Annotated in this window: 1 pseudogene; it reads left to right on the top strand. The window is 61.7% G+C overall.

Annotated features, from left to right (window positions below):
- Positions 1-54: 54 nt before the first annotated feature.
- Positions 55-698 (top strand): annotated as a pseudogene (locus tag T18_RS27975) (BID domain-containing protein).
- The last annotated feature ends 65 nt before the right edge of the window (positions 699-763 follow it).

The following is a 763-nucleotide window of genomic DNA, read 5'->3' as shown; positions in this document are numbered from 1 at the left end:
GTCTCGGCACGTTTTGCGTATGTCTTCGCCGATCCTGAAACCGCCTTCCGCGCGATGAACTTCGATGCGCTTCGGCAGACAAGGAGATGGCAAAGCAGATCTTGCAGAAGCTGGAGGCTGAGCCGGGATCTATCGGTCCACTGAAGGGTAGACCGGCGTTCTCGCCAGCAAGCCAGAGCGGGAAGGCGCGTCGTGTTGCCGAGGTCAACGTGCCCGCTCTCAAGCGCGATCTTGAGCAATATCTTCGGATGCGCGAGACCGCCGCGCAAAGGCTGCAGACGGACGAGCAGGCTCTGCGTCAGCGGGTCTCGATCGACATTCCGGCGCTGTCGCCGGTAGCGCGCGTCGTGCTGGAGCGGGTGCGTGACGCCATCGATCGAAACGACCTGCCAGCGGCGATAGCCTACGCGCTCAGCAATCGCGAAACAAAGCTCGAAATTGACGGGTTCAATCAGGCGGTCACCGAGCGGTTTGGAGAACGGACGCTGTTGAGCAACGCCGCACGCGAGCCCTCCGGAAAGCTGTACGAAAAGCTTTCCGAGGGTATGAAGCCGGAGCAGAAGGAGCAGCTCAAACATGCATGGCCGCTCATGCGGACAGGGCAACAGCTCGCGACCCACGAGCGCACTGTCCACTCGCTAAGAAAAGCCGAGGAACAGCGGCTCACACAACGGCAGACGCCGGTGATGAAGCAATGAGGCACAGGCGGGCTCTCCTGTTTCTGACAGGCGCCGCCGTCTTCGTGTCCGCACTGACTGCGGCC

The organism is Rhizobium sp. TBD182 (assembly GCF_001950375.1).
In the GTDB taxonomy this organism is placed as follows: domain Bacteria; phylum Pseudomonadota; class Alphaproteobacteria; order Rhizobiales; family Rhizobiaceae; genus Agrobacterium; species Agrobacterium tumefaciens.
Note: the sequence above shows the minus strand (reverse complement) of the source record. Positions and strands in the feature narration are given on the sequence as shown.